Source organism: Acidovorax sp. GW460-11-11-14-LB4 (assembly GCF_059423685.1).
Window position 1 is genome coordinate 69920 of sequence record NZ_JBWKYJ010000002.1, and the last position, 23224, is coordinate 93143.

Below are 23224 nucleotides of genomic sequence, written 5' to 3' on the forward strand. Positions count from 1 at the left end.
TAAAATTGTTGGCCCGAACAGGCGGCCTTGCTTGTTCAAGCCTTGATTTGGGTCAATTCCATGGGTCCGCTGGACATCGCCAACCACCTCTTCAACTTTGTTGCACCCGCTGCCGCCGTGGCGCTCGTGCTGGTGCTTTCGGGCCGTCTGGTGGGCTCCCGCAGTGCCTCTGCGATGTCTGTGTGGCTGCGTTGGGCGATTCTGTTTGCCGTGGGGGTGGCGGTGCTCGCGGCAGGGCTGGTGCTGTGGGGACGTGACGGCAAGATGCTCACCTATGCCGCGCTGGTGGTGGCCTGCGCCACCTGCCAGTGGGTGCTGGTGCGGGGCTGGAAGGCTTGAAGCTTTCAGCAAGCCGTCACGTGTTTTGAGGGTTTGCGAGAGGTGATCTTGAGGGCTGTTGCGCCCTGGGGTCTGATAGCCTCTTTGCATCTTCCCATGCGGCCGCCATGGCCCGCGCCGACGGAAGCGGTAAGCATCCCTCGCACCCACAACCAAAGCTGGAGACAACCCCATGAAGCTGCTGCGTACCTGCATCACCCTGGCCGCAGGCCTGGCCTTTGCTGCCGCCGTGCATGCGCAGGCGTTTCCGTCCAAGCCCATCCGTATCGTGGTGGGCTTCCCCGCCGGCGGGCCGCTGGACCAGCATGCGCGCCTGCTGTCCGACAAACTGCAGACCGTGCTAGGTCAGCCGGTGGTGATGGACTACAAGGCCGGTGCCGGTGGCACCGTGGGTGCGCAGGAGGTCATGCGAGCGCCCCCGGACGGCCACACCATCATGCTGGCCAACACGGGGGTGATGGTCATCAACCCCGCGCTGTACAGCCGCCTGCCCTATGCCACCCTCAAGGACTTTGTGCCCGTGGCGCGCACGGCCATGCAGCCGCTGGCCTTGCTGGTCAACACCAGCGTGCCCGCCAAGAATCTGCAGGAGTTCATGGCCTATGCCAAGTCGCGGCCTGGTCAGGTCAACTTTGGCTCTGCGGGCAATGGCGGCATCAGCCACCTGGTGCCCGAGATGTTCAAGACCGCCACGGGCCTGTTCATGGTGCACATCCCCTACCGGGGCAGCGCGCCGGCATTCACCGACCTCATGGGCGGGCAGGTGCAGTTCATGGCCGAGAGCATTCCGCAGGCCGCGTCGTACCACAAGCAGGGCAAGGTACGTGCCCTGGCCGTGACCAGCAAGGAGCGCAACCCCGCACTGCCCGAAGTGCCCACGGTGATCGAGAGCGGCATCAAGGGCTTTGAGGTGGTGGGCTTCTATGGCTTTCTGGCCCCTGCAGGCACGCCCAAGGACGTGGTCAACAAGCTCAGTGACGCCTTTGGCCAGGTGTTGCAGATGCCCGATGTGCGCAATCGCATGGTGAGCCAGGGGGCGGATCCGGCGTTTCTGGGCGCGGACGACTTTGCCAAGTTCCTGGCCTCGGAGATGCCCCGCTGGGCCGACGCCGTCAAGAAGTCTGGCGCAAAACTCGATTGACCCCCTGAGGCGCTGTGCGCCTTCCCCCTGCAGGGGACTCCACCGGTGGCCCGGCAAACCCGGTCCCCGGTGGCGCTGGCTTGGGGCGGGGTTGGTTGGAAGGTGCGCCCTATGGCGTGGCGGGCGAGAAGAAGTCCACGCGGTCGGTGATGATGCCGTCCGTGCCCAGCGCGATGAGGCGCTGCGCCGCCCAGTCGTCGTTCACCGTGTAGCTCAGCGTGCGCATACCCATGCCTTGGACTTGCGCCACCAGGGCCGGGTCCCACAGCGCGTGGTTGCACACGATGGCCACACAGCCGAGCGTCTGAGCCTTGTCAAAGCATCCGTCCCACAGCGCGTCGATGAGCAGCGCGCGGGGCAGGTGGGGCGCGGTGGCCATGGCGCCCGCCAGCGCCTCGGGCTTGAACGACGAGAACAAGGGCGGCAGGGCCTGCCCTTGCCACAGCCGTGCGGCGTATTCGCCCACCACGCGGCCGGTAACTTCTTCCTGGCCTGGTGTGGGCTTGATCTCGATGTTCAGGAAAAACCCGTTGGCAATGCAGTAGCGCGCCAGGTTCTCCAGTGTGGGAAGGGGCTCGCCAGCGTAGCTGCGGGAATGCCAGCCTCCTGCATCCAGTTGGGCGAGCTGGGCCCAGGGCCGGTCGCCGCCGGTGCCGTGGCCGTTGGTCGTGCGCTCCAGCGTGGCGTCGTGCATCAGAAAAGGCACGCCGTCGCTGCTGAGCTTGGCGTCGCACTCGAACATGCGGTAGCCGTATTGGGCACCCAGCCGGAAGGCGGCCAAGGTGTTCTCAGGGGCCAGCTTGCCCGCGCCGCGGTGGGCGATCCAGCGGGGGTAGGGCCAGGGGGCGAGGGTAGACGAGGGTGCGCTCATGCGGGTTCACCAAATTTCAGCAGGTTGCCATGGGGGTCGATGACATACATCTCCTTCATGCCCCAGGGCTGGACAGTGGGAGGTGCCAGTTGCAGGCCGCGTGCCGTGAAATCCGCATGCAGCAACCCGGTGTCTGCACGCACGTAGCACGAAGTGTTTTCTGCAATGTGGCGCTCGGTGCAGGGCCAGAAGTGCAGCTCGCAGCCATCGCGCTGCAGGATCAGGTAGTTATCCATCTCCAGCAGTGCGGTGAACCCCAGTCGCTCGACGTAGAACTGCCGGGTCTCCGCCAGGTGTAGCGAGGCCAGCACCGGCACGGTGGCCAGAACCCCGCGCCCGGCGCGGGCGGCTTCAGGCGGCCGCACGGGCTCAGTCGGGGATGCGTTTACCGGTGGTGGCATCGAAAGCGTGCAGGCGGTCGGGACGGGGCACGACGTGGATCACCGCATCCGGCTGCGGCGCGTGGGTGCCTTCCTCTACCCGCACGATGATCTGTTCGCCGTTGATGCGGCCGTAGATCAGGCGCTCGGCACCCAGCAACTCCACAGTTTCGACGGTAACGGCCCAACCCTCGCTGCGCACATCCAGATGCTCCGGGCGGATGCCCAGAATGGTGCCCGGTTTGGCGCCTGGTGCGTTTTTGAGCAGGTTCATCGGCGGCGAGCCGATGAAACTGGCCACGAAGGTGGAGGCGGGCGTGTGGTAGACCTCTTCGGGCGTGCCGAACTGCTCCATGTTGCCCGCGTTCATCACGATCATGCGCTGGGCCAGCGTCATGGCCTCGACCTGGTCGTGTGTCACGAACAGGCTGGTGATGCCCAGTTCGCGGTGCAGCTTCTGGATTTCGAGGCGGGTCTGGGCGCGCAGCTTGGCGTCCAGGTTGGACAGCGGCTCGTCAAACAGGAACACCTGGGGCTGGCGCACGATGGCGCGGCCCATGGCCACGCGCTGGCGCTGGCCGCCCGACAGCTCGCGCGGCTTGCGCTCCAGCAGGTGGCCCAGTTCGAGGATCTTGGCGGCCTTGTCGACGCGCGCCTTGATCTCTTCCTTGGGTACCTTGGCGATCTTCAGGCCGTAGGCCATGTTCTCGAAGTTCGTCATGTGCGGGTACAGCGCGTAGTTCTGGAACACCATCGCGATGTCGCGCTGGGCGGGTTCCAGGTCGTTGACCACGCGGTCGCCAATGCGCAGTTCGCCGCCGGAGATTTCCTCCAGGCCCGCCACCATGCGCAGCAGGGTGGACTTGCCGCAGCCCGAGGGGCCGACGATGACGACGAACTCGCCGTCCTTGACCTCAGCGTTCACGCCGTGGATGACCTGGTTGGCCTTGGGGCCCACGCCGTAGCGCTTGACGATGTTGCGAAGAGAGAGGGATGCCATATGTGCAATGAATTTGATAGCTACAGGAGCTTATTGAACAAGCGCTTGCAGGAGTTTTGTCTTATTTTTCGGTGTCCACCAGGCCCTTGACGAACCAGCGTTGCATGACCACCACCACAAAGGCGGGCGGCAGCATGGCCAGGAGGGCCGTGGCCATCACGATGTTCCATTCGTTGCCTGCGTCGCCACCGGCCAGCATGCGCTTGATGCCGATGACCACCGGGTACATGTCTTCGGACGTGGTCACCAAGAGCGGCCACAGATACTGGTTCCAGCCGTAGATGAACTGGATCACGAACAGTGCGGCAACCGAAGTGCGCGACAGCGGCACCAGGATGTCCTTGAAAAAGCGCATCGGACCGGCGCCGTCCACGCGTGCGGCCTCCACCAGCTCATCGGGCACCGTCAGGAAGAACTGGCGGAACAGGAAGGTGGCGGTGGCCGAGGCGATCAGTGGCACCGTGAGGCCCGCGTAGGTGTTGAGCATGCCCAGGTTGGATACGACCTGGTAGGTAGGCCCGATGCGCACTTCCACGGGCAGCATCAGCGTGATGAAGATCAGCCAGAAGCAGATGCCCTTGAAGGGGAAGCGGAAGTACACGATGGCAAACGCCGACAGCAGCGAGATGGCGATCTTGCCCACCGTGATGACCATGGCGGTGACAAAACTCACCCACATCATGCGGGCCACAGGCGCGGTGGAGCCCGCACCCGCGCCGCCGCCAAACAGCGCGTCGTGGTAGGTCTGCCAGAAGTTGCTGCCGGGCACCATGGGCATGGGCACCTGAACGATGTCCTGTGCGGTATGGGTGGAGGCCACAAAGGCCAGGTACAGCGGAAAGCCGACGATGATCACGCCCAGCACCATGATGAGGTGCGAGAACGCGGTGAGATAGGGGCTGCGTTCGACCATTTTTAGTATTGAACCTTTTTCTCAACGTAGCGGAACTGAATGACGGTGAGCACCACCACGATGGCCATCAGCACCACCGATTGCGCGGCCGAGCCGCCCATGTCCATGGCCTTGAAACCATCGTGGTAGACCTTGTAGACCAGGATGGAGGTATCGCGCCCGGGACCGCCCTGGGTGGTCGAGTCCACGATGGCGAAGGTGTCGAAGAACGCGTACACGACGTTGATCACCAGCAGGAAGAACGTGGTGGGCGACAGCAGCGGGAACTGAATGCTCCAGAACCGGCGCCAGGGGCCCGCACCGTCGATGGCGGCGGCTTCGATCAGCGACTTGGGGATGGACTGCAAACCTGCGAGGAAAAACAGGAAGTTGTAGGAGATCTGCTTCCACACCGCTGCAATCACGATCAGCGTCATCGCGTGGTCGGAGTTGAGCATGTGGTTCCAGTCAAAGCCCGACTGGCGCAGCATGTAGGCCACCACACCCAGCGAGGGCGAGAACATGAACATCCACAGCACCCCTGCCACCGCGGGGGCGACGGCGTAGGGCAGCAGCAGGGCGGTCTTGTAGACGATGGCGCCCTTGATGATGCGGTCGGCGAAGATCGCGAGGATCAGTGACAGGCCGATGCCCACCACCGCCACCAGGATCGAGAAGAAGGCCGTGGTCTTGAACGAGGCGAGATAGCCCGGGTCTTCAAACAATGCCTTGAAGTTGTCCAGCCCCACCCATTCGGTGGACATGCCAAAGCTGTCCTGCATCTGGAACGACTGCACCAGGGCCTGGCCTGCGGGCCAGAAGAAGAACACGCTGATGATGACCAGCTGGGGAGCCAGAAGCACCCAGGGTAGCCACGCAGAGCGGAAAAGTACGCGTTTTTCCATGACGAAACTCTCAAAAAGAAAACCCCGCCGCCCCGTGAACCAAGTTGGTTGACGGGGCGGCGGGCTTTCGATGCCGCCCAGCCGGGTGGCCAGGTGGCATCGACAGATGGTGGACCGTGCTTACTTGTTGGCGCGTGCGAAGCGGGCCAGCTGCTCGTTGCCACGTGTCACGGCGGTGTCCAGGGCTTCCTTGGGCGACTTCTTGCCCGACCAGATCTGTTCGGTTTCCTCGTCGATGATCGAGCGGATCTGCACGAAGTTGCCCAGGCGGATGCCACGCGACTTGTCAGTGGCCTTGCGGATCATCTGCGTCACAGCCACGTCGGTGCCGGGGTTCTTGTCATAGAAGCCAGACGCCTCGGTGAGCTTGTAGGCGCCCATGGTCACAGGCAGATAGCCCGTGCGCTGGTGGCTGGCAGCCTGCACCTTGGTGTCGTTCAGGAAGTTCAGGAAGCTGGCCACGCCCTTGTATTCCTCGGGCTTCTTGCCGGCCATCACCCACAGGCTGGCGCCGCCGATGGCGGTGTTCTGTGGGGCACCCTTCACATCAGGGTAGTAAGGCAGGGTGGAGATGCCGTAGGCGAACTTGGCTTCCTTGGCCACGCGGGCGTACAGGCCCGACGAGCCGGTGATCATGGCGCATTCACCAGAGGGGAAGGACGCATCGGCCGTGTTGTTGCGGCCCTTGTAGACAAAGCTGCCTTCCTTGGAGGCCTTGGCCAGGTTCTCGAAGTGGCGAACGTGCAGCGGGGTGTTGATCTGCAGTTGCGCGTCGTTGCCATCAAAGCCGTTGTTCTTGGAAGCGAACAGGGTGTTGTGCCACAGCGAGAAGCTTTCCAGCTGCGTCCAGCTCACCCAGCTGGTGGTGAACGGGCAGCTGTGGCCGCTGGCCTTGAGCTTGGAGGCGGCGGCAAACACTTCGGGCCAGGTCTTGGGCGGCTTGTCGGCGTCCAGACCAGCCTTCTTGAAGGCGTCCTTGTTGTAGTAGAAGATCGTGGTCGAGCTGTTAAGCGGGTAGCTCAGCATCTGGCCGTTGGGGGCGGTGTAGTAGCCGGCCACTGCGGACACATACTCCGTGGGTTCAAACTTGAAGCCCGCGTCGTTCAGCACCTTGGCTGCAGGCACGATGGCGCCCTTGCTGGCCATCATGGTGGCGGTGCCCACTTCGAACACCTGCAGGATGTGGGGGGCATTGCCAGCGCGGAAGGCGGCAATGGCGCCGGTCATCGATTCGTCATACTGGCCCTTGTACGTGGGCACGACCTTGTACTGGGATTGGCTGGCGTTGTATTGCTTGGCCAGGTCATTGACCCAGTCGCCCAGCGCTGCACTCATCGAGTGCCACCATTGGATCTCAATGGGTGCCTGTGCTTGCGCAGGTGCGCAGACCGACATGGCAACAGCAGCGCAGACCGCCAGAAGCTTCGTTTTCATGAATATTTCCTCCGAGGATGACGAAAAGCACAAGGGCCGGATGCTATGCAGCCTCTGTGACATTGATATGTCGTTGTCGCATGAGCCCGCGCCCTGCAACAACCGGGGAAACCCCTTGGGGTACCCGTGAGGGGTGCGATTGTGACCTTTTTGTGACAAGGTGTGGCGCATTTGCCGAGGCTTGCAAGGTTTTGTGCAATGCACCATGCTGGTGGCATGTTCACATGCGTGGGCACCCTCGGTTCGTTCGCGCCGTCGCGCGCCGGACGTTTCCTTCTCCTATCCCTTCTCCTTCATCGCCATGGCCACCAATTCGCTCGACAAGAACAAGATCAAGTTTCTGCTGCTCGAAGGCATTCACTCCTCCGCGGTGGATGTGATCCGGGCGGCGGGCTATACGCAGATCGAGACGGTGTCCGGCGCACTGCCCGACGAGGAACTGAAGCGCAAGATCGCCGATGTGCACTTTGTGGGCATCCGCTCGCGCACGCAGCTGACCGAAGAGGTGTTTGCCCAGGCCCATAAGCTGGTGGCCGTGGGCTGCTTTTGTATTGGCACCAACCAGGTGGACCTGAACGCGGCGCGCGAGCGCGGCATTGCGGTGTTCAACGCGCCGTACTCCAACACCCGCTCGGTGGCCGAGCTGGTGCTGGCCGAAGCCATCTTGCTGCTGCGTGGCGTGCCCGAGAAAAACGCGGTGGCCCACCGGGGCGGCTGGCTCAAGAGCGCCGATAACGCGTATGAGATCCGTGGCAAGACCCTGGGCATCGTGGGCTACGGCTCCATCGGCACCCAGCTGTCGGTGCTGGCCGAGGCCATGGGCATGCACGTGGCCTTCTTTGATGTGGTCAACAAGCTGCCCCTGGGCAATGCCCGCCAGGTGCAGCACCTGCACGATCTGCTGGGCCAGAGCGACATTGTGAGCCTGCACGTGCCCGAGCTGCCGTCCACCGAGGGCATGATCGGTGCCGCCGAAATTGCGGCCATGAAGCCGGGCGGCATCCTCATCAACGCCGCGCGGGGCACGGTGGTGGATATTGAAGCGCTGGCTGCAGCGCTCCAGGCCAAGAAGCTGCTGGGCGCCGCCATCGACGTGTTCCCGGTCGAGCCGCGCACCAACAAGGATGAGTTTGTGTCGCCCCTGCGCGGGCTGGACAACGTGATCCTGACTCCCCACATCGGCGGCTCCACCATGGAGGCGCAGGCCAACATTGGCCTGGAGGTGGCCGAGAAGCTGGTGAAATACAGCGACAACGGCACCAGCACCTCGTCGGTCAACTTTCCCGAGGTGGCGCTGCCCGCCCACCCCGGCAAGCACCGTCTGCTGCACATCCACCGCAACGTGCCGGGCGTGCTGTCGGAGATCAACCGCATCTTCTCGGACAACCAGATCAACATCTCGGCCCAATACCTGCAGACCAACGAGAAGATCGGCTACGTGGTCATCGACATCGACGCCGCCTCGTCCGACCTGGCGCTGGACAAGCTGGCCCAGGTCAGCGGCACCCTGCGCAGCCGCGTGCTGTTCTGACACTGTTGCGGGGCCGGTTTCGGCTCTGTCAGACAGCCCCGGCCCGGCAAGCCGCAGGCCGGTGGCTTAAAATCGCGCCCCCACCCCAGGTAGACCCCCATGAATGTACCGATCGCGTTGGCGGCCTTGCAGACGCAGGCCGCCGAGCCTGCCCGACTGCGTGAAATTCCCTATAACTACACCTCGTTTTCCGACCGGGAGATCGTGATCCGGCTGCTGGGGTCCTCATCCTGGGAGGTGCTGGACCAGCTGCGCAAAGAGCGCCGCACGGGCCGTTCGGCCCGCATGCTGTATGAGGTGCTGGGCGATATCTGGGTCGTGCAGCGCAACCCCTACCTGCAGGACGACCTGCTGGACAACCCCTCGCGCCGTAAGCTGCTGGTGGATGCCTTGCAGCACCGCCTGGGCGAGATCGAAAAACGCCGCACCCCCGCAGACGATGCCGAGCGCGACCGTCTCGTCGGTGAGCTGGTCGTCGCCGCGCGACGCGCTGTGGCCGAATTCAACGCCACCTTCGAGCAGGCCGCGCAACTGCGCCGCCAGATCCAGAAAACCCTGGGCCGCCTCACGGCCAAGGACAACATCAAGTTCGATGGCCTCTCCCGCGTGAGCCATGTGACCGACGCGACCGACTGGCGCGTCGAATACCCGTTCGTCGTGCTCACCCCCGACACCGAGGTCGAGATGGCGGGCCTGGTGAAGGGCTGCATCGAACTGGGCCTGACCATCATCCCGCGCGGGGGCGGCACCGGCTACACCGGCGGCGCCATTCCGTTGACGTGGAAGAGCGTGGTCATCAACACCGAAAAGCTCGAAGCCATGACCGAGGTGGAGATGCGCCGCCTGCCGGGCCTGGACCGCGAGGTGGGCACGGTGTGGACCGAAGCGGGCGTGGTCACCCAGCGTGTGGCCGATGCGGCCGAGCGTGCGGGCTTTGTGTTTGCGGTGGACCCGACGAGCGCCGAGGCATCGTGCATTGGCGGCAATATCGCCATGAACGCGGGCGGCAAGAAGGCCGTGCTCTGGGGCACGGCGCTGGACAACCTGGCCAGCTGGCGCATGGTCACACCCGACGCCCAGTGGCTGGAGGTGACGCGCCTGGACCACAACATGGGCAAGATCCATGACGTGGAAGTGGCCACTTTCGAGCTGCAGTATTTCGAGGCCGATGGCAAGACGCCCGTGCGCACCGAGCGCCTGAGCATTCCGGGCAAGACTTTCCGCAAGGAAGGCCTGGGCAAGGACGTGACGGACAAGTTCCTCGCCGGACTGCCCGGCATCCAGAAGGAAGGCTGCGACGGCCTCATCACCAGCGCGCGCTGGGTGGTGCACCGCATGCCCGAGCACACGCGCACCGTGTGCCTGGAGTTCTTCGGCAACGCCAAGGACGCCGTGCCTAGCATCGTCGAGATCAAGGACTTCATGTTCGCCGAGCAAAAGCGCAGTGGCGTGCTGCTGGCGGGCCTGGAGCACCTGGACGACCGCTACCTGAAGGCTGTGGGCTATGCCACCAAGAGCAAAAAGGGCAACGGCGGCCTGCCCAAGATGGTGCTGATTGGCGACATCGCGGGTGACAACGCCGACGACGTGGCCCGCGTGACCAGCGAAGTGGTGCGCCTGGCCAACACCCGCAGCGGCGAAGGCTTTGTGGCCATCACGGCCGATGCGCGCAAGAAGTTCTGGGCCGACCGCAAGAAGACGGCGGCCATCAGCCGCCACACCAACGCCTTCAAGATCAACGAAGACGTGGTGATCCCGCTGCCGCGCATGGCCGAGTACACCGACGGCATCGAGCGCATCAACATCGAGCTCTCCCTGCGCAACAAGCTCAAGCTGTGCGACGCGCTGACCGAGTTCTTCGAGCGTGGCAACCTGCCCCTGGGCAAGCACGACGCCGACGACGAGGTGCCTTCGCCCGAGCTGCTGCAAGACCGCGTGGCCCAGGCCATCGCCCTGGTGGAAGAGGTGCGCGCTCTGTGGCAGGGCTGGCTGCACGATGTGGAAACGCTGTTCCCCCAACTGCAGGACCACACGCTGCGCGCCAGCTGGAAGACCCAGCTGCGGGCGCCCCTGCAAGGCATCTTCACTGGCGCGGCGTTCAAGCCCATCCTGGACGAGGCCGTGGCCATCCACAAGCGCGTGCTCAAGGGTCGCGTGTGGGTGGCGCTGCACATGCACGCAGGCGACGGCAATGTGCACACCAACATCCCGGTCAACAGCGACGACTACGAGATGCTGCAAACGGCCCACGAGGCCGTGGCGCGCATCATGGTGCTGGCGCGCAGCTTGAACGGCGTGATCTCGGGCGAACACGGCATTGGCATCACCAAGCTGGAGTTTTTGACCGATGAAGAGCTGCGCCCCTTTGCCGAGTACAAGCGCAAGGTGGACCCGGAAGGCCGCTTCAACAAAGGCAAGTTGCTCCGAAATCAGGAGCATTCAGGGCATATTCAACCAGCGCTTGGTGCCGATTTGGCTTCAAAACCGGCGCTGCATGCCGATTTGACCAACGCCTACACACCCAGCTTCGGCCTGATGGGGCATGAGTCGCTGATCATGCAGCAGAGCGACATCGGCGCCATTGCCGATTCGGTCAAGGACTGCCTGCGCTGCGGCAAGTGCAAGCCCGTGTGCTCCACGCACGTGCCACGCGCCAACCTGCTGTACAGCCCACGCAACAAGATCCTGGCCACCTCGCTGCTGGTCGAGGCGTTCCTGTACGAAGAGCAGACCCGCCGGGGCGTGAGCATCAAGCACTGGCAGGAGTTTGAGGACGTGGCCGACCACTGCACGGTGTGCCACAAGTGCGAGAGCCCTTGCCCGGTGAAGATCGACTTCGGCGACGTCACCATGAACATGCGCAACCTGCTGCGCAAGATGGGCAAGAAGACGTTCCGGCCTGGCAACGCGCTGGCGATGACCATGCTCAACGCCACCAACCCGGACACCATCAAGCTGATGCGCTCGGCCATGGTGGACGTGGGTTTCAAGGCCCAGCGCATGGCCGTGGACCTGCTGCGCAAGGTGGGCCGCAAGCAAACGGCCAAGCCGCCCGCGACGGTGGGCACGGCTCCGATCAAGGAGCAGGTGATCCATTTCATCAACAAGAAGCTGCCGGGCGGCCTGCCCAAGAAGACGGCGCGCGCGCTCCTCGACATCGAGGACAAGGACTACGTGCCGATCATCCGCAACCCTCAGGCCACCACGGCCGAGACGGAGGCGGTGTTCTACTTCCCTGGCTGCGGGTCAGAGCGCTTGTTCTCGCAGGTCGGTTTGGCGACCCAGGCCATGCTGTGGCACGCGGGCGTGCAGACGGTGCTGCCGCCTGGCTACCTGTGCTGCGGCTACCCCCAGCGCGGTTCGGGCCAGTTCGACAAGGCCGAAAAGATGATCACGGACAACCGCGTGCTCTTTCACCGCGTGGCCAACACGCTCAACTACCTCGACATCAAGACCGTGGTGGTGAGTTGCGGCACCTGCTACGACCAGCTGCAGGGCTACGAGTTTGACAAGATCTTCCCGGGCAGCCGCATCATCGACATCCACGAGTACCTGCTGGAAAAGGGCATTCAGCTGCAAGGCAAGGGCGCCTACCTGTACCACGAGCCCTGTCACAACCCCATGAAGCTGCAGGACTCGATGAAGACCGTGAAGGCGCTGGTGGGCGAGCAGGTCTTGAAGAGCGAGCGTTGCTGCGGCGAGTCGGGCACGCTGGGTGTGACCCGGCCCGACGTGTCCACGCAGGTGCGCTTCCGCAAGGAAGAAGAGATCAAGAAGGGCGAAGCCCAGCTGCGTGCCAGCGGTGCTGTCGGCGCGCAGGACAACGTGAAGATCCTCACCAGCTGCCCCAGCTGCCTGCAGGGCCTGAACCGCTACGAAGGCGACCTGAACAACGGCTTGCTCGAAGCCGACTACATCGTGGTCGAGATGGCGCGCGAGATCCTGGGCGAGAACTGGATGCCCGAGTACGTACACCGTGCCAACAACGGCGGCATTGAGCGGGTGCTGGTCTGATGACCTGCCCCTTGTGCGCTGAAGACGGCGGCGCATTGGTCTGGCGTGGCGAGCGCCTGCGTGTCATCCGTGCGCAGGAGGCGGGGTTCCCCGCCTTTTACCGCGTGGTCTGGAACGCGCATGTGGCCGAGTTCTCGGACCTGGCCGCCGCTGACCGTGCGCATTGCATGGAAGCCGTGACCCTGGTGGAGCAGGCCCTGCGCCAGCACCTGTCGCCCACCAAGGTCAACATCGCAGCGCTGGGCAACATGGTGCCGCACCTGCACTGGCATGTGATTGCGCGGTTTGACTGGGACAGTCACTTTCCATCGCCCGTATGGGCCGCGGCACAGCGGCCGAGCCCCGCAGCGCAAGAGGCCGCCGTGCGGGCCTTGTTGCCCGCGCTGGAAGCGCAGCTGCAGTCCCAGCTGGCGCTGTGGGCCGCCCGGTAACCTTGCTGGCAGCGTGTGCCTGGGCGGGTGGGACAATGGCAGCCGTCGTTCCTGACAACAGTTTTCTCAAGGTGATTCCATGGCAGGTTTGAAAGCGGGCGCTCCCACGCCGCAGGCCCTGACGGTGCATGAACAGTCGCGCGTGCTGGAGGTTGGTTTTTCGGATGGCGCCACGTTCCGCATCCCGTTCGAGCTGATGCGCGTGTACTCGCCCTCGGCCGAGGTGCAAGGCCACGGCCCGGGGCAGGAGGTGCTGCAGACGGGCAAGCGCAATGTGGCGCTTGTCAACCTGGAGCCTGTGGGCAACTACGCGGTCAAGCCCACGTTCTCCGACGGCCACGACAGCGGCATCTTCACCTGGGACTATCTCTACGAGCTGGGCCAGAAGCAGGACGCACTGTGGGCCCAGTACACCGAGCGGCTGGCTGCGGCGGGGGCCGATCGCGACGCGCCCATGGCGCCCAAGGGTGGTGCAGGGGGCCACGCCTGCGGCAGTCACTGACGCCCTTGGCAGGCCTGTTCAGGGGCCCGCCGCCAAAAGCCGCACAAGTCCCTGTGTGTCAAGGTGCTATTGAAAATATAGCTATCAGCGTAATATTTGCTTGCGCTAGCGGCTGTTTTTGTTTCAATAGTGTTCTCCAAATTGCGACAGATGCCCCAATTCAGTGCGGGGTTGTCGCTGTACCTCTGGCGTTCACGCGCCTAGCATGATTCTTATGAGCACCACGCATTTCGGTTTTCAGTCGGTGGACGAGCAGGAAAAGGCACGCCGCGTGCGCGGTGTGTTTGATTCCGTGGCCTCCAAGTACGACGTGATGAACGACCTCATGTCGGCGGGTCTGCACCGTGCCTGGAAGGCCTACACCGTGATGGTGGCCAACCTGCGCGAAGGCAGCCAGGTGCTGGACATTGCGGGTGGCACCGGCGACCTGGCACTGGCGTTTTCCAAGAAGGTGGGGGCGTCGGGCCGTGTGGTGCACACCGACATCAACGAAGCCATGCTGCGTGTGGGCCGTGACCGTCTCATCAACGAGGGCGTGGTGCTGCCTACGCTGGTCTGCGACGCTGAAAAGCTGCCGTTCCCCGACGCGCATTTCGACGTGGTGAGCGTGGCTTTTGGCTTGCGCAACATGACCCACAAGGACCAGGCCATTGCCGAAATGTGCCGTGTGCTCAAGCCCGGCGGCAAGCTGCTGGTGCTGGAGTTTTCCAAAGTGGCGCAGCCGCTGACCAAGGTGTACGACTGGTACTCGTTCAAGGTGCTGCCCCAGCTGGGCAAGCTGGTAGCGGGCGACGACGCGAGCTACCGGTATCTGGCGGAGTCCATCCGCATGCACCCGGGGCAGGAAGAACTCAAAAGCCTCATGCAGAAAAATGGTTTTGGGCATGTGGACTATCACAACATGACGGGGGGCATTGTGGCCCTCCATGTTGGAATCAAGTGCTGAGCGGTTTGCTCGGTCGATAACGGAGACGGAGAAGTCATGATGAAACTGTGGTCTGTGGTGTTGGTCGCGATGCTGGCGTTTGCGCACGCCGATGCCGACGCCGCGCGGCGACTGGGTGGTGGCAAATCGGTGGGCAAGCAGTCCAGCAATGTGACGCAGCGCGAGTCGGCCACGCCGCCCGCCACGCCGGGCGCACCGGCACAAAGCGCGACCAACACGGCTGCGGCAGCCAAGCCTGCTACCGCCACGCCGGCAGCGGCTCCGGCCGCGCCGGCCAAGAAGCCCTGGGGTGCCATGTTGGGCGGCCTGGCGGCGGGTCTGGGCTTGGCCTGGTTGGCGCACTCGCTGGGCCTGGGCGCGGGCTTTGGCAACATCCTGATGATTGCGCTGCTGGCGCTGGCGGCGTTTGCCATCTTCAAGATGGTCATGCGGTCGCGCAACGGCGGTAGCAATGGCTCGGGCAATGCTGCAGGTGGTGCTCCGTTCGCCTTCCAGGGCGCAGGGGCTGCAACGCCCGCTGCAGCCCAGGTGCCGCCGCAGTACAGCCCCAACAACGTGGGCAACGACGCATCGGCCCGCCCCTGGGAGCGCAGCAGCATGGCATTTGATGCCTCGCGTGCCGGGCAGGGTGGCGTGGGTTCGGGTGTGGTGATCGGTTCGGGCCTGTCGGGTTCGCAGAACTGGGGTGTGCCCGCCGATTTCGACACCGAGGGTTTCCTGGCGGCCGCCAAGCGCAACTTCGTGACCTTGCAGGGCGCGTGGGACCGCTCGGACATCGCCACCCTGCGGTCCATGATGACGGACAACATGCTCGATGAGATCCGCACCCAGCTGACCGAGCGCGAAGCCCACCGGGGCACGCAGCCCAATCACACCGATGTGGTCATGATCGAAGCGCAGCTGCTGGGCATCGAAGACCTGGGCGATGGCTACATGGCCAGCGTCGAGTTCTCGGGCATGATCCGCGAAGAACCCTCGGCCGGGCCCAGCCCCTTCCGTGAGGTCTGGAACATGACCAAGCCCAAGGCGGGCAACACCGGCTGGCTGGTGGCAGGCGTGCAAGCCCTGCAGTAAACACAGCCCACGGGGCCCCTGCGTGCCAGGGGCATTCCAGTTCAGGGAATAATCGGGGACTATGGCAACACCACAGTCCCCTTTTCCTTTTCTGGACGGCCTCTTCGAGCGCCTGGCAGCCGGCCCGCAGCCCCCGCAATGGCTGGTCCACGAGGTGCAGCAGCGCCTGGTGCTGTTTCTCAACCATGTGCTGATGCAGGAGAAAGAAGCCACGGACCGGCTGGTGCGCCAAAAGGGCCGCATCGCCAGGGTGCAGTGGCGGGCCTATTCCCTGTCGCTGGTGATCACCCCTGCGGGCCTGTTCAACCTGGCGCCCGAATCCGCGGTGCCAGACCTGCGGCTGGAAGTGACCGATACCTCCCCCATCACCCTGGCCCAGGCTGCGTTGCGGGGCGACAAGCCCTCCATCCGCATTGAAGGGGATGTGCAACTGGCGGCCGAGATCAACTGGCTGGTGGACCATGTGCGCTGGGATGTGGAGGAAGACTTGGCCCGCGTGATTGGCGATGCCCCTGCGCATACGCTGGCGCAGTTCGCCAGCCGGGCTGCGCAGGCGCTGCGCCAGTTTGTGGGTTCGCGCATGGCAGCCGCCAGCGCGGCGTCTTCTGCAGTGGTCGTTGCGACGGCACCGGTGGCGCCCAGTGCTCCGGCGGCGGCGCCGCTGTCACCTTCGGCTGGTTCGGACCGGGCCGACGCATGAAGCGCTTCTTGCGAGGGGCGGCCATCCTGTGGGTGGTGTTCCGGTTCGGCCTGGATGGCTTGCTGCTCGACAGCTTTCAAAAGCCGTGGCTGCGCATGATCTCGCGCATCGTATCCATCGGGCGCAATCTGGATGCACCGCGTGGGCAACGCCTGCGCGAGGCGCTGGAAAGCCTGGGACCTATCTTCGTCAAGTTCGGTCAGGTGCTGTCCACCCGCCGCGACCTGCTTCCGCCCGACATTGCCGACGAACTGGCCCGCCTGCAGGACCGCGTGCCGCCGTTCGACCCTGACATCGCCATCGCCACCATCGAGCGTGCCTTCCGTCGTCCGGTGGACGAGGTGTTCACCTCTTTCGACCGCACACCGGTGGCCAGCGCGTCCATCGCCCAGGTGCATTTCGCCACGCTGCGCGACCGCCAGGGCATTGAGCGCGAGGTAGCGGTCAAGGTACTGCGGCCTGGCATGCTGCCGGTGATCGAGAAGGACCTGAGCCTCATGCGCATGATGGCGGGATGGGTGGAGAGCCTGTCTGCCGATGGCAAGCGCCTGAAGCCCCGTGAGGTGGTGGCAGAGTTTGACAACTACCTGCACGACGAACTGGACCTGGTGCGAGAGGCTGCCAACGCTGCGCAGCTGCGCCGCAACATGACCGGGCTGGACCTGGTGCTGATCCCCGAGATCTTCTGGGACTTCTGCCACCCCGAGGTCATGGTGATGCAGCGCATGAACGGTGTGCCCATCAGCCAGATCGACCGCCTGCGGGAGGCCGGTGTGGACATCCCCAAGCTGGCGCGCGACGGCGTCACCATCTTCTTCACCCAGGTGTTTCGCGACGGTTTTTTTCACGCCGATATGCACCCGGGCAACATCCAGGTCAGTCTGGAGCCTGCCACGTTTGGCCGCTACATCTCGCTGGACTTCGGCATCGTGGGCACGCTGACCGAAGTGGACAAGGAATACCTGGCGCAGAACTTTGTGGCGTTCTTCCGGCGCGACTACAAGCGGGTGGCAGAGCTGCATATCGAAAGCGGCTGGGTGCCGCCCGAAACGCGGGTCAATGACCTCGAGTCGGCCATCCGCGCCGTGTGCGAGCCATATTTTGACCGCCCACTCAAGGAAATCTCGCTGGGCCTGGTGCTGATGCGGCTGTTCCAGACCTCGCGCCGCTTCCATGTCGAGATTCAGCCCCAGCTGGTGCTGCTGCAAAAGACCCTGCTCAACATCGAGGGCCTGGGCCGCGAGCTGGACCCGGACCTGGACCTGTGGAGCACGGCCAAGCCCTTCCTTGAAAAGTGGATGCTGGAGCAGATGGGCCCCCAGCGCCTGTGGCGCGAGCTGCGGGCCGAGGCGCCGCACTATGCCAAGCTGCTGCCCGAGCTGCCACGACTCATCTACGACGCGCTGCGCCAGCGCCCGGCAGACCACGAGTCTGCACTGCGTGAACTGCTGGAAGCGCAAAAACGCACCAACCGGCTGCTGCAAGGCATCATTTTTGCTGGGGTCGGGTTTGTGCTGGGCTTGCTGCTCATCCAACTGCTGATCAGAATCCGGCTTTTCTGACGATCTGCATGCCCGGTGCCCCGGTGTGGGGAGCGCCGGAGCGCAGGTCGGATTTCTTCACCCTGGACCGACCGAGACAAAAAGAGAGAGGAGCGCGCTGTGCTGCTGACCCTGGTTATCGTTTACCTGCTGATCACCATCGGCATCGGCTTGCTGGCAGCCCGGCGTGTGAAGAACGCTGCGGACTTTGCCATTGCCGGGCGCCACCTGCCGCTGTACATGATCATCACCACCACGTTTGCCACCTGGTTTGGGTCGGAGACCGTGCTGGGCATTCCCGCCAAGTTCATCGAGGGCGGTCTGGGCAATGTGGTGGAAGACCCATTCGGCGCGGGCTTCTGCCTGATCCTGGTCGGCCTGTTCTTTGCCGGCAAGCTGTACCGCATGACGCTGCTCACCATCAGCGACTATTACCGCGAACGCTATGGCCGCACGGTGGAAATCGTCTGCTCGCTGATCATCATGTTGAGCTACCTGGGCTGGGTTTCTGCCCAGGTCACAGCGCTGGGCCTGGTGTTCAACCTGCTGTCTGGCGGTGCCATCAGCATTCCGGTGGGCATGACGATTGGTGTGGTCTCCATCCTGGCGTACACGCTGTTCGGCGGCATGTGGTCGGTGGCGGTCACCGACTTCATCCAGATGATCATCCTGGTGGTGGGCCTGGCCGTCATTGCCGTGTTTGCGGGCAACATGGCCGGGGGGGCCGACAAGGTGATCGAGTTCGCGTCCAGTCGTGAGCTGTTCCGGTTCCTGCCTGAGCCCAAGTTCCATGACGTGGTGTTCTTCATCGCCGCGGGCGTGACCATGATGTTCGGCTCCATCCCGCAGCAGGACGTCTTTCAGCGTGTGATGTCGGCCAACAACATCCAGGCCGCCACGCGCGGTCCCGTGATCGGTGGCATCTGCTACATCCTGTTCGCCTTTGTGCCCATGTTCCTGGTGGCCAGCGCGCTCATCATCATGCCCACGGAAACGGCTGCGCTGCTCAAGGACGACCCGCAAAAGGTGCTGCCCACGCTGGTGCTGGAGAAGATGCCTTTTGTGATGCAGGTGCTGTTCTTTGGGGCCCTGCTGTCGGCGCTCAAGTCCACGGCCTCCGCCACGCTGCTGGCGCCCAGCGTCACTTTCACCGAAAACATCTGGCGCCAGTTCCGCCCGCACAGCTCGGACAAGCAGCATCTGCGCACCATGCGCATCACCACGCTCGTTTTCAGTGCCTGCGTGTTGGCCTATGCCATCTACATGCAGGGTACTTCCATCTATGAGCTGGTGTCGGGTGCCTACCAGGTGCCGCTGGTGGGAGCGTTTGTGCCCCTGGTGTTCGGCCTGTACTGGAAGCGTGCCACCACGCAGGGCGCCATCTTTGCCATCGTGCTGGGCTTGGTGACCTGGCTGCTGTTCCTGTCCACTCCGGCGGGGGCAATCTTTCCTGCGCAGCTGGCGGGTTTGCTGGCCGCGCTGGCGGGCATGCTGATCGGCTCCCTCGGGCCACAGGCCATCCGCAACAGCCATGCCTCCCACCACAAGATGGTTGGGGTCGAGTAACGCGGGGGTCAAGGGGCATGCCGCCTATAATTGAGGGTTTTGGTGCGACACGTAACGTGTTGCTCTGAGAGAGGTAGCTAGCCTCACTAAATAATTAGCAATTAAATCAAGCACTTACGGTGCTTTCATTTAGAGATTGAGAGCCGGTAAAACGGTCCTCTACAGACCGCAACCTAGTTGCGGTTTTGATAATTGCAGCGGGTAAAACCGACTGCAATGCAGGGTTAAACCTGCTTTCATCGCGGCAGTGATGCCGTCTGTGGCGCTCGCGCAACTTGCCGACGAGTCCGCCACAAGCGGAACTCGCCAATGGGATGACCAAATCCGTCCACGGATTGGTCACCTTGTAAATTGCGCTGCGCATCTCTGACTCTCAGAGTGCTCTGCTCTGTTTTGCCTTGTCACACCTTCGTCCGAAGTGCTGTGACCTCTTGTACGACCATGAGTAGCCTAGAGTGGCATGCGGGGACGGTAACGTCTCCGTGTGAAGCCCGCTCGACAATGCGTCCCCGTAACACGGCTGGGGTCCCCTGCGAGGGGGGCGTCAGGACCATCGCCAGCAGAGGTGATATAGGACGCTAGGCTAGTTCCGCATGGGCAACATAAGTGAATCATCGTTTGAACCAGGGTAACAATTGAGCGGCCAAATCTGCTGATAGGCCGTAACCAAACGGTCCGCTGCTGGCATCACCTGTCAAAACTAGGTGTTCGTCGTCACACATGCAGCCCCTGGAGAGATGAGCCCTAAACGGATAGACGTAAACAACGCAAGTTGTCATTCGTCGGCAAGGCAGGGAACGTGGTAAGCCCCACTGTCCGCCCAAGCGCTCTGCGCAAGGGCAGGGAAGTCGCGAGACGACCTGTTGGATGAGGGGGTATGGGATAGCGGAGAAAGCGAATGGTTACCTGTAATGGGTGGCATAGGGGCCCGTGCCCTGACGCGAAAGCGTGCTGACTTCCGCGTGGTGCAATCGTCGTTACACGACTGACTAAGTTCAAACTGACCCCGAAGGGATGCAATTCCCCTTCGGGGGAGGTGTGCGTCTCCAGGGGTTCAACCTGGAGGAAAGCATGAGAAAACACGTCGCTTCGCGCGACGAGTCTGCGTCCTCACGCGAACCGCAAGACTGGCACTCCATCGATTGGGGTCTAGTGGCGCGGAACGTGCGGACGACGCAGACCCGTCTAGCGAAGGCTACGCAAGAAAAAGACTGGCGCCGCGTGAAAGCGCTGCAAAGGTCTCTAACTCACTCGTTCTCGGCCAGAGCGCTGGCCGTGAGACGAGTGACCGAAAACCAAGGCAAACGAACGAGTGGCGTCGATCGCGAACTTTGGGATTCGCCTGCCTCCAAATGGGCGGCGATCGGTCGGTTGAAGAATCTTCGAGGGTACAAACCGCAGCCCTTGCGGCGGGTCTACATTCCCAAAGCAAACGGGAAGGAAAGGCCGCTTGGCATTCCGACCATGTTTGACAGGGCCATGCAGGCGTTGTTCCTACTGGCATTGGAACCAGTGTCAGAGAGCACCAGCGACCCGAACAGCTACGGCTTTCGGACTGGGCGCTCAACGCACGATGCCATGAGCCAGTTGTTCGTTTCCTTGTCCCAGAAGGCCTCGGCCGAATGGGTACTGGAAGCCGACATTCAGGGGTTCTTCGACCATATCAACCATGACTGGATGCTCGACCGTGTTCTCATGAACAGGGAAGTGCTACGGAAATGGTTGAAAGCCGGAGTGGTCCATCAGGGTCGCATCTCGCCGACAGATGAGGGAACACCGCAAGGTGGTGTCATTTCGCCAACCCTGGCGAATTGCGTTCTGAATGGGTTGGAAACGGGACTCGCCGCGCACTTAAACGCGCGGCTGGGTGTTGTGAAAGCCCGTAGAGCCAAAGTAAATGTGGTCCGCTACGCGGACGACTTCGTCATCACTGGGAGCTCACGAGAGCTGTTAGAGATTGAAGTCCGACCATGGGTAGAAGCATTCCTTGCAAAACGAGGACTGCGGCTATCGCTGGAAAAGACCTGCGTCACGCACATTGACCGAGGCTTCGATTTCCTTGGATGGAATTTCCGCAAATACCGTGGAAAGCTGCTAATCAAGCCGAGCAAGAAAAACGTGAAAGCGTTCTATCGCAAGGTATCGGAAATCGTAAGGACGCATCTATCGACAAAACAGGAGGATCTCATCGCGCAACTTAACCCAATCCTTCGGGGATGGGCTAGGTATCACCAACCGGTGGTCGCGAAAGAGACGTTCAGTCGGATGGACTACCTCATCTACTGGCGGCTTGTCCGCTGGGCGAGGAGGCGACATCCGAAGAAATCCCCAAGCTGGTGCACCCAACGTTACTGGAAGGTCATTGGTGAAAGGACAGAGTTCGCAGCCAAAGTAGGTACAGAAGACGAACCGATCATGAAACGGTTGGCGCGATTAAGCGACACAGTGATTGAAAGGCATGAAAAGATCAAAGGAGACTACAACCCCTTTGATCCTGTCTGGGAGGAGTATGGAGAGATGTTGCGGACGAAACGCACGGCAAAGAGCCTGCGCCATCGTTACGAAGCGTCAATGCTGTATATCTCCCAGGACGGGCGCTGTGCACTCTGCACAGAACCGCTCGATCATGAAGGCGGTTGGCACGATCATCACATTGTTTACAAGGTGAATGGCGGGTCGGACGCTATGTCTAACCGGGTGCTCCTGCACCCGGTGTGCCATCAGAGGTTGCATGCCCTTGGGTTGCCGGTCGCGAAGCCGGCCTCAACAAGGCTTAGGGTTCAGGATAAGAAAGGCGCGTAGAGTAAAATCGCGTGTTTTGCTTATTGCTGGACTAAGTTGTGCTTGAGCCGTGTGCGGTGAAAGTCGCACGCACGGTTCTTAGGGGGGGATGGTCCAGTAATGGGCTGTCCCTACCCTCCCACTTTCCCTCAACACACTGACATGCCTATTTACGCCTACAAATGCGGCTCCTGTGGCCATGCCAAGGATGTGCTGCAAAAAATCTCCGACGCACCCCTGACGGTGTGCCCCGCCTGTGGCGCCGAAGCCTTCTCCAAGCAGGTCACTGCCGCAGGTTTTCAGCTCAAGGGCTCGGGCTGGTACGTGACCGATTTCCGTGGCGGAAACGGTGGCAACTCCGCCCCGGCCACCGAAGCCAAGTCGGAGTCTAAAACCGAATCAGCGGCACCTGCCAGTGGCGGTGATGCTCCTAAAAAGGAAGCGGCCAGCACAAGCACTGCCAGCGCTACCGGTACTGCTGGTACCAGTGGTACTTCTTCCTCTTCGAGCTGAGGACCTGCATGGCTGCCCTGCGCAAATGGCTGTTGACAGGCCTTCTGGTCATCGTGCCCGGTGTCATCACGGCCTGGGTGCTCAACTGGATTGTGAGCACGCTCGACCAGACCCTGCAGATCCTGCCCGGCGCGTGGCAGCCCGACAAGCTGCTCGGAGTGCATGTCCCGGGCTTTGGTGTGGTCCTCACGCTGGCCATCTTGCTCGTGGTGGGCGCCATTGCCAGCAACTTTGCGGGCCGCAAGCTTGTGCAGTGGGGCGACGCGCTGGTGCACCGCATTCCGGTGGTGCGCTCTATCTACTCCAGCGTCAAGCAGGTGTCGGACACGCTGTTCTCCGAGAGCGGCAATGCCTTTCGCAAGGCCGTGCTCGTGCAGTGGCCCCGCGAAGGGGTATGGACCGTGGCGTTCGTCACCGGCGCCCCCAATGGTGAAGTGGCTGCGTACCTGCGCGACGAGTTCGTCAGCGTGTACGTGCCCACCACCCCCAATCCCACGGGGGGGTATTTTGTGATGGTGCGCAAGAGCGACTGTGTCGAGCTCGAAATGAGTGTGGACAGCGCCCTCAAGTACATCGTCTCCATGGGTGTGGTGGCTCCAGCGGACCCCACGCTGCCCCCACCCAAGTAAGAAAAGCAATCTCTTTCAACGTCAACGCGCCCTG

20 protein-coding genes are annotated in these 23224 nt (G+C 62.8%); 14 read left to right on the forward strand and 6 right to left on the reverse strand.

Features of this window, described 5'->3' with window-relative positions; all coding sequences use genetic code 11:
* The first annotated feature begins 60 nt into the window (after positions 1 to 60).
* Together AC07X4_RS01890 and AC07X4_RS01895 are read left to right on the forward strand one after the other, a co-directional pair.
* Positions 61 to 339, forward strand: coding sequence for a hypothetical protein (locus tag AC07X4_RS01890; RefSeq protein ID WP_494739045.1), 279 nt, complete (start codon positions 61 to 63; stop codon positions 337 to 339).
* Positions 340 to 511: 172 nt separating this feature from the next.
* Positions 512 to 1480, forward strand: a complete 969-nt coding sequence (locus AC07X4_RS01895; RefSeq protein WP_494739046.1) for a Bug family tripartite tricarboxylate transporter substrate binding protein — start codon at positions 512 to 514, stop codon at positions 1478 to 1480.
* A gap of 109 nt (positions 1481 to 1589) precedes the next feature.
* Here the strand turns inward: AC07X4_RS01895 and ugpQ are convergent, their stop codons facing one another.
* The 6 genes from ugpQ to ugpB all read right to left on the reverse strand — a co-directional run bounded on the left by ugpQ (position 1590) and on the right by ugpB (position 6962).
* On the reverse strand, positions 1590 to 2351 hold the full coding sequence (gene ugpQ, locus AC07X4_RS01900; protein WP_494739047.1) for a glycerophosphodiester phosphodiesterase: 762 nt from the start codon (positions 2349 to 2351) through the stop codon (positions 1590 to 1592).
* Complete coding sequence (locus AC07X4_RS01905) at positions 2348 to 2716, reverse strand: bleomycin resistance protein (RefSeq protein WP_494739048.1); 369 nt, start codon at positions 2714 to 2716, stop codon at positions 2348 to 2350. The genes ugpQ and AC07X4_RS01905 overlap by 4 nt, the downstream gene beginning before the upstream one ends.
* Before the next feature lie 4 nt (positions 2717 to 2720).
* Complete coding sequence (locus AC07X4_RS01910; protein WP_056060362.1) at positions 2721 to 3731, reverse strand: sn-glycerol-3-phosphate import ATP-binding protein UgpC; 1011 nt, start codon at positions 3729 to 3731, stop codon at positions 2721 to 2723.
* Positions 3732 to 3792: 61 nt separating this feature from the next.
* On the reverse strand, positions 3793 to 4644 hold the full coding sequence (gene ugpE / locus AC07X4_RS01915) for a sn-glycerol-3-phosphate ABC transporter permease UgpE (RefSeq protein WP_056060366.1): 852 nt from the start codon (positions 4642 to 4644) through the stop codon (positions 3793 to 3795).
* Positions 4645 to 4646: 2 nt separating this feature from the next.
* The gene (ugpA, locus tag AC07X4_RS01920; RefSeq protein WP_015012736.1) at positions 4647 to 5528 is read right to left on the reverse strand and encodes a sn-glycerol-3-phosphate ABC transporter permease UgpA; all 882 of its coding nucleotides are present in this window, start codon (positions 5526 to 5528) and stop codon (positions 4647 to 4649) included.
* Positions 5529 to 5648: 120 nt separating this feature from the next.
* Positions 5649 to 6962 carry a sn-glycerol-3-phosphate ABC transporter substrate-binding protein UgpB gene (ugpB, locus tag AC07X4_RS01925; protein ID WP_056060369.1) on the reverse strand — a complete coding sequence of 438 codons (1314 nt, stop codon included), beginning with the start codon at positions 6960 to 6962 and terminating at the stop codon, positions 5649 to 5651.
* Positions 6963 to 7263: 301 nt separating this feature from the next.
* On the opposite strand from ugpB, the gene serA reads away from it, so the two are divergent.
* The 12 genes from serA to AC07X4_RS01985 all read left to right on the forward strand — a co-directional run bounded on the left by serA (position 7264) and on the right by AC07X4_RS01985 (position 23190).
* Positions 7264 to 8493 (forward strand): phosphoglycerate dehydrogenase, encoded by a 1230-nt coding sequence (gene serA / locus AC07X4_RS01930; protein ID WP_056747288.1) that lies wholly within the window; start codon positions 7264 to 7266, stop codon positions 8491 to 8493.
* Between the two features lie 99 nt (positions 8494 to 8592).
* On the forward strand, positions 8593 to 12507 hold the full coding sequence (locus AC07X4_RS01935) for a DUF3683 domain-containing protein (RefSeq protein ID WP_192418236.1): 3915 nt from the start codon (positions 8593 to 8595) through the stop codon (positions 12505 to 12507).
* Entirely contained in the window at positions 12507 to 12938 is a 432-nt protein-coding gene (locus AC07X4_RS01940) for an HIT family protein (RefSeq protein ID WP_108498343.1), read from the forward strand. Before AC07X4_RS01935 ends, AC07X4_RS01940 begins: the two co-directional genes overlap by 1 nt.
* A 79-nt stretch (positions 12939 to 13017) precedes the next feature.
* Positions 13018 to 13440 carry a gamma-butyrobetaine hydroxylase family protein gene (locus tag AC07X4_RS01945; protein ID WP_395456213.1) on the forward strand — a complete coding sequence of 141 codons (423 nt, stop codon included), beginning with the start codon at positions 13018 to 13020 and terminating at the stop codon, positions 13438 to 13440.
* Positions 13441 to 13654: 214 nt separating this feature from the next.
* The gene (ubiE, locus tag AC07X4_RS01950; RefSeq protein WP_056060384.1) at positions 13655 to 14386 is read left to right on the forward strand and encodes a bifunctional demethylmenaquinone methyltransferase/2-methoxy-6-polyprenyl-1,4-benzoquinol methylase UbiE; all 732 of its coding nucleotides are present in this window, start codon (positions 13655 to 13657) and stop codon (positions 14384 to 14386) included.
* A gap of 36 nt (positions 14387 to 14422) precedes the next feature.
* Positions 14423 to 15460 (forward strand): Tim44 domain-containing protein, encoded by a 1038-nt coding sequence (locus AC07X4_RS01955; protein WP_056060388.1) that lies wholly within the window; start codon positions 14423 to 14425, stop codon positions 15458 to 15460.
* A 61-nt stretch (positions 15461 to 15521) separates the two neighbouring features.
* Positions 15522 to 16160 (forward strand): hypothetical protein, encoded by a 639-nt coding sequence (locus AC07X4_RS01960; RefSeq protein ID WP_056060391.1) that lies wholly within the window; start codon positions 15522 to 15524, stop codon positions 16158 to 16160.
* The gene (gene ubiB / locus AC07X4_RS01965) at positions 16157 to 17722 is read left to right on the forward strand and encodes a ubiquinone biosynthesis regulatory protein kinase UbiB (RefSeq protein ID WP_056060393.1); all 1566 of its coding nucleotides are present in this window, start codon (positions 16157 to 16159) and stop codon (positions 17720 to 17722) included. The genes AC07X4_RS01960 and ubiB overlap by 4 nt, the downstream gene beginning before the upstream one ends.
* A gap of 99 nt (positions 17723 to 17821) precedes the next feature.
* Entirely contained in the window at positions 17822 to 19267 is a 1446-nt protein-coding gene (locus AC07X4_RS01970; protein WP_056060397.1) for a high affinity choline transporter 1, read from the forward strand.
* A gap of 1071 nt (positions 19268 to 20338) precedes the next feature.
* Positions 20339 to 22069, forward strand: coding sequence for a group II intron reverse transcriptase/maturase (ltrA, locus tag AC07X4_RS01975; protein ID WP_056641772.1), 1731 nt, complete (start codon positions 20339 to 20341; stop codon positions 22067 to 22069).
* Between the two features lie 141 nt (positions 22070 to 22210).
* Positions 22211 to 22561, forward strand: coding sequence for an FmdB family zinc ribbon protein (locus AC07X4_RS01980; RefSeq protein WP_099731076.1), 351 nt, complete (start codon positions 22211 to 22213; stop codon positions 22559 to 22561).
* Positions 22562 to 22569: 8 nt separating this feature from the next.
* Positions 22570 to 23190 carry a DUF502 domain-containing protein gene (locus tag AC07X4_RS01985; protein WP_056747297.1) on the forward strand — a complete coding sequence of 207 codons (621 nt, stop codon included), beginning with the start codon at positions 22570 to 22572 and terminating at the stop codon, positions 23188 to 23190.
* Positions 23191 to 23224 lie beyond the last annotated feature (34 nt).

Excerpts from the sequence above, each read along its gene's own strand:
- AC07X4_RS01890 (WP_494739045.1), top strand. The coding sequence starts at position 61 with ATGGGTCCGCTGGACATCGCCAACCACCTCTTCAACTTTGTTGCACCC.
- AC07X4_RS01895 (WP_494739046.1), top strand. The coding sequence starts at position 512 with ATGAAGCTGCTGCGTACCTGCATCACCCTGGCCGCAGGCCTGGCCTTT.
- ugpQ (WP_494739047.1), bottom strand. The coding sequence starts at position 2,351 with ATGAGCGCACCCTCGTCTACCCTCGCCCCCTGGCCCTACCCCCGCTGG.
- AC07X4_RS01910 (WP_056060362.1), bottom strand. The coding sequence starts at position 3,731 with ATGGCATCCCTCTCTCTTCGCAACATCGTCAAGCGCTACGGCGTGGGC.
- ugpE (WP_056060366.1), bottom strand. The coding sequence starts at position 4,644 with ATGGTCGAACGCAGCCCCTATCTCACCGCGTTCTCGCACCTCATCATG.
- ugpA (WP_015012736.1), bottom strand. The coding sequence starts at position 5,528 with ATGGAAAAACGCGTACTTTTCCGCTCTGCGTGGCTACCCTGGGTGCTT.
- ugpB (WP_056060369.1), bottom strand. The coding sequence starts at position 6,962 with ATGAAAACGAAGCTTCTGGCGGTCTGCGCTGCTGTTGCCATGTCGGTC.
- serA (WP_056747288.1), top strand. The coding sequence starts at position 7,264 with ATGGCCACCAATTCGCTCGACAAGAACAAGATCAAGTTTCTGCTGCTC.
- AC07X4_RS01935 (WP_192418236.1), top strand. The coding sequence starts at position 8,593 with ATGAATGTACCGATCGCGTTGGCGGCCTTGCAGACGCAGGCCGCCGAG.
- AC07X4_RS01940 (WP_108498343.1), top strand. The coding sequence starts at position 12,507 with ATGACCTGCCCCTTGTGCGCTGAAGACGGCGGCGCATTGGTCTGGCGT.
- AC07X4_RS01945 (WP_395456213.1), top strand. The coding sequence starts at position 13,018 with ATGGCAGGTTTGAAAGCGGGCGCTCCCACGCCGCAGGCCCTGACGGTG.
- ubiE (WP_056060384.1), top strand. The coding sequence starts at position 13,655 with ATGAGCACCACGCATTTCGGTTTTCAGTCGGTGGACGAGCAGGAAAAG.
- AC07X4_RS01955 (WP_056060388.1), top strand. The coding sequence starts at position 14,423 with ATGATGAAACTGTGGTCTGTGGTGTTGGTCGCGATGCTGGCGTTTGCG.
- AC07X4_RS01960 (WP_056060391.1), top strand. The coding sequence starts at position 15,522 with ATGGCAACACCACAGTCCCCTTTTCCTTTTCTGGACGGCCTCTTCGAG.
- ubiB (WP_056060393.1), top strand. The coding sequence starts at position 16,157 with ATGAAGCGCTTCTTGCGAGGGGCGGCCATCCTGTGGGTGGTGTTCCGG.
- ltrA (WP_056641772.1), top strand. The coding sequence starts at position 20,339 with ATGAGAAAACACGTCGCTTCGCGCGACGAGTCTGCGTCCTCACGCGAA.
- AC07X4_RS01980 (WP_099731076.1), top strand. The coding sequence starts at position 22,211 with ATGCCTATTTACGCCTACAAATGCGGCTCCTGTGGCCATGCCAAGGAT.
- AC07X4_RS01985 (WP_056747297.1), top strand. The coding sequence starts at position 22,570 with ATGGCTGCCCTGCGCAAATGGCTGTTGACAGGCCTTCTGGTCATCGTG.